Source organism: Pedobacter sp. HMWF019 (assembly GCF_003061025.1).
Taxonomy (GTDB): domain Bacteria; phylum Bacteroidota; class Bacteroidia; order Sphingobacteriales; family Sphingobacteriaceae; genus Pedobacter.
This window is the reverse complement of the sequence record NZ_QAIL01000343.1, coordinates 1-5,216: the sequence shown is the minus strand read 5'-3', so window position 1 is coordinate 5,216 and position 5,216 is coordinate 1. Positions and strand designations below refer to the sequence as shown.

2 protein-coding genes are annotated in these 5,216 nt (G+C 40.1%); both read right to left on the bottom strand.

The features are described 5' to 3' along the window. Positions 1-187: 187 nt before the first annotated feature. Positions 188-1,468, bottom strand: a complete 1,281-nt coding sequence (locus DBR11_RS19070; protein WP_108554222.1) for an NAD(P)/FAD-dependent oxidoreductase — start codon at positions 1,466-1,468, stop codon at positions 188-190. A 61-nt stretch (positions 1,469-1,529) separates the two neighbouring features. After that, positions 1,530-4,946 carry a glycosyltransferase gene (locus DBR11_RS19065; RefSeq protein WP_233260828.1) on the bottom strand — a complete coding sequence of 1,139 codons (3,417 nt, stop codon included), beginning with the start codon at positions 4,944-4,946 and terminating at the stop codon, positions 1,530-1,532. Positions 4,947-5,216 lie beyond the last annotated feature (270 nt).

Below are 5,216 nucleotides of genomic sequence, written 5' to 3'. Positions count from 1 at the left end.
TAAAAAGATATAGAAGTCCGCTAACAGCAACCACTGCCAGCATAAATAACAAACCTTTTAAAGGTGTTTCCATTTTAAATGCCGCAATCAATGCAAAGACATAGAAGGTTCCGGAAAGTGCATATATAAACATAGTACAAAGATGGACATGTAATGTTAAGTTAATGTTAAGGATTGAGAAAAGTTATCAAGAATTTTCTCTAACAGGCTTAACAATCATACGCAGGCTCTGGTCCCTGGTAAAATAAGAAACCATCCAATTGTACAGCGTTTTAATCCTGTTTCTGTTATTAATCAGTGAAATCAGATGAATAAACAACCAAGCCACCCAGGCTACAAATCCATCAAAATGTATTTTCGGCTTTGGAAGATCTGCTACGGCCCGGTTCCTTCCAATAATTGCCATAGATCCCTTATCATTGTATCTGAAGGCTTTCATAGGCTTTCCTTCAGCTTCCAATTTTAAATTTTTACCCAAATTACGTCCCTGCTGTATGGCCACCTGCGCAAGTTGAGGATGGCCGTCAGGAAATCCAGGATCAGCCGTCTGGATGCTGGTATCACCAATGGCATAAATATTGGCTGTGCCTTCAACCTTATTAAACGCATTGGTCAGCATTCTTCTGCCACGTCCATAACGCTCCTTTTCAATTCCTTCGAAAACACTGGAGGTCACTCCAGCTGCCCATATCAGTGTTTTCGCTTCAATTTTTTTTCCGTCTGCAAAATGAACCACATCATCCGTATACGCCTTAACCGTACTCTCCAGGCGAATTTTAACACCCATTTTCAACAAAGTATCATAGGTATAACTTTGGGATTTTTTACTCATTGGAGCAAGAACCGATTTTAATCCATCCACCAGATAAATCTCCCCATTTGAGCCAATCAGTTCCGGATAATCTTTTGGAATGACTGTTTTTTTCATTTCAGCAAACATCCCTGAGATCTCCACTCCTGTAGGCCCCCCACCCGCCACAACAACCGTCAATAATTTTTTGCGCTCCAGCGGATCTTTTTCCCTTGAAGCTTTTTCTAACTTCTCCAGCATACTGTTCCTCATATACAAGGCATCCTCTACTGTTTTCATCGGAGTTGCACTTTGCTGTACACTTTCTATTCCAAAGTAATTCGTTTCCGTTCCAGTAGCAAACACAAGAATGTCGTATTCCAGTTCGCCAGTACTCAAAACAACCTTATTCTCCTGCTGAAGCACTTTTTCAAGCGAGCCCATTCGAAAATTAAAGTTCTTCCTGCCGCTAAACAATTTCCTGAAAGGATAGCAAATATTAGAGGTCTCCAGGTAGCCGGTAGCCACCTGATACAATAAAGGTGGAAAAAAATTATAGTTATTCTTATCCACCAGGGTAATTTCGAAATCATCTTTATCACTGAATTGCTCCACCAGGTTTACCCCCGCAAAACCACCTCCAATAATAACAATATGATGTTTTTTATGATGAGTCATATGAACTGTAATTATTATACAGTTCATATAACCCTATAGAAAGCCAAACAGTTTTAATTTATCAAACTTCCTCTTTAACATTTCCAGTTCTCTTTAAAGCACCCCAGCCTTCCAGTTCTCCCCTCAATGCTTTTCTAATGGAACGGAACAATACGATATACATCAATTGTCTCCAGTAAAAACGCTGAGGAATAATATAAAGCAAGTTTTTATATTTTTCTCTTTCCATCCTGTAGGCCAGCAAGGCAAACAGCATATCCACAATAATGAAAATCACATAAAACAGCAATACCTGTCCAAAGCCGTTCTGCAAACTCATAATGCTGTGAATTCCCTGAAAGGTCAACGAGTTTACCGAAGCCAGCGAACACAAACCGCTCACCAGAGAAATTACCATAAAAAGATCCGCTAATGGGGAAAACAAAGGCAAAATAATCTGATAGATCAGAATATTCGGCATACCGACCATTCCAAAATAGCCATATTTTCTCTTCAGTAAGGTATCCCGGTTTTTCCAGAAACTCTGCATCACTCCAAAACTCCATCTCAGACGTTGCTTCAGCAGCATATTTACCGTTTCAGGTGCTTCTGTATAGGCAATAGCCTCACTGGAATTTTTAACAACATAACCAGCCCTTAAAATACGCATGGTCAGATCGCAGTCTTCAGCAAGTGTATCTGTCGTAAACCCACCTACTTCCTGGATCACCTTTTTCCTGAAGGCCCCAATGGCACCCGGAACTACTGTGATCGTATTTAAAAGATCAAAAGCACGTCTATCCATGTTCTGTGAGGTAATATACTCAATAGACTGCCATTTGGTAATAATATTATTTGCATTTCCCACTTTCACTGTACCCGCAACCGCAGCAATTTCTTCAATATAAAAGAACCTCATCAACTCCGTGATCGCATTTGCTTTCAACTGGGTATCAGCATCGATGCAAACCACGAAATCCGCACTGGCTTTTGAAATACCGAAATTCAACGCAGATGCTTTACCGCCGTTTGGCTTCGTAAACACCTTAACTTTAGGATGATCACTGAATTTCTCAGAGATCAGTTTAAAAGTACTGTCTTTAGAACCATCATCAACAAAAATGAACTCTACATTTGGATAGGTCGTTTTCAATAGACTATTCAATGTCTGTACAGCAGTAATCTCTTCGTTATAGGCAGGTATAATAATACTCACCATTTCAGAAGGCTGCTCCAGGAGCAATTTCTGTTCCTTGCGAGACAACATCTTTTGTCTTATGGCCAAAACAGCAATAACCAGGCTCCTTAAAATGGCCAGTATGATCGCAATTACAAATACAAAATTCAGGATCAGGTTTCCGTAAGAAAATATACTTAAAAACAAATAATCTCCTGAGCCGGTAAAACCACTGTCTGCATCAGATTTCAGCGCAGGCATTAAATCCTCTTTCTTCTTTCCAATCAGATTCGCAATCGTAGTGAACTCATATCCATTCTCTTTAAAGAACTTAATAATTCTTGGAAGCGCCTCAACTGTAGCCTCACGATTACCACCTGCATCGTGCAGCAGCAACACGTTACCTGCGTCCTTTTGTTTCACTACAGCATTAAAAATCTCATCTGCAGTAATTCCTGGCTGCCAGTCCTGAGGATCAATTGATTCCCCTATATTGATATAATTTTCAGCTCTGCTTTGTGCAACAGGTAAAATCTCCGCAGAGGTAGTCGGCTCAGCATCCGCATTAAAAGGCGGTCTGAATAAAATAGTACTATGACCGGTTACACATTCAATGATCTTTCTGGTGGCGTTAAGCTCAAAATTTACACGCTGAGGTCCAACCCTTGACATATCCGGATGAAAGAAAGTATGGTTACCAATCTCATAACCCTCATTGAATTCCCGCAACAACAAGCCCATATTCTTCTCCGCCATTATGCCCACAACAAAGAAGCTTCCCGGTACTTTATTCTTTTTCAGGATGTCAATAATTTGCGGCGTATATACCGGATCTGGTCCGTCATCAAAAGTCAAAACGATTTTTTTCTCTGCAGCACCATACCTTCTTATGGTATATTTGGTTGGCAATACCAAATATTGCTGGTTGCTGATCACATAGTTGGTACTGTCCAATTGAATATCAATCTTACCCTCTTTTGGTGTAGATACCAAATCCAGGATCTCTCCCTCTCCGGCATAATCCACCCGATCATTAAGACCTATACGCGTCAATCTTTTTAAATTGATCCCCGTTTTTTTCAAAGAATCGATACTCAGATCTTTGCCAATAAATTCCCATAGCCTGGAATCTTCAGCGCCCATCCGCCAAATGGCCACACCGGCAATCCCCCAGTCATCGGCTTTTCTTATCAGATTGAAGTTTGTAGCCGCATCCGTAAAATACACCTGATGTTTTAATTGCCCCTCATCGGTATAGCTGTAACTCAGGTTTGCAGATATAGGATCAAATTTCACTTTTGCATTGTAACGGTTCGCATTAGCGATCGCTTGCTGATAAGTTACATTTTTACCTACACTTTGATCCGGCCAGTCATAACCATAACAGGCCAGACTGAGGATCACTTTATCCGATGAAATTTTACTACAGATATTGTCCAGCTGTTTCTCTACCCAAACCTGATGAGAGATATCGCCAGGATTACTCATCTCGCTGTGCTGATCATAAGCCATCAAAAAGATGTAATCATTGTATTTCTCTAGTATTTTTGGATTATAATCATCGTTATCAGGAGAAATATCCTGTGTAACCAGTAAATTTTGGGCATGCAGTTGTTCATACAGATTCTTCTGAAAGGCAATCAGAGGCTCATCCGTTGTTTCTTTCAATTCCTCAAAATCCACATTCACCCCATGAAAACCGTAGGCCTTCAGCTTCTTAATCAGGTTGGCTATAAACCTGTTCTGTAAATCTTTATTTTTTAGCAGCTGATGTACAGCTTCACCGTCAAAACTATCATTATTAAAGTTGGAAATCATCGCAATCCCCGTCTTCTTATTCTTATTGATGAGTGTAATCGCTTCCTTATCTACTTTATCTAAAAGAGTATCTGCACCCCTTACCAGAAAGAAGGATTCAGTAAGCACCATATCCAGGTGCTTAATATTATCTTTAAGGTCTACCAACGACTGAGGATCCCAATTCACATAAAAACCAGCGTTGATCCTGGCTTTATTGTGCGGATGTTTAAGATGTTGTAATTTCTGGTTCTGCTGCATCTTCAACAGCATTTGCTTCTGAACCTTAAAGTCGCTGTACCGGGTGGATTTCTTGATCCTATCCAGCTGTTTTTTACTTAATGCTGTATTGGTATTTATTATAGGAAGAGCTGGATTTCCTCCTTTAAGAAGGGTGTAGGCTACACTTACAATCGCTAGTAAAAAAACGACTATAATAACACGGGTTACCCACTGAAAAGTGATCCACCTCTTCTTGGTATCTGTTTGAAATATCTGTTTATCGTGCATCTCGCGCTTAGGCATTTAAAATGCAAATCTAAATTAAAATAACAACAAGTAATAAAAATGTTATGTAAGCTAAAGGAAAAAATCAAATTACTCGTCGAGGACTGGACTCCTTGCCCCGCTGCGCTCTTGTGGCAAGGCGCCCTGAGGTCCTCTCTGAGTAATATTGATTTTTTATATGGCGCTTAGCAAAGAGGGCGAGTCCGGGGAAGGCGCAGAACATGAGCGCGTAGTATTGATTTTTTTTCGAGATGTTATATCCTTATTTGTTTTGTTCTCAAGAGCTCT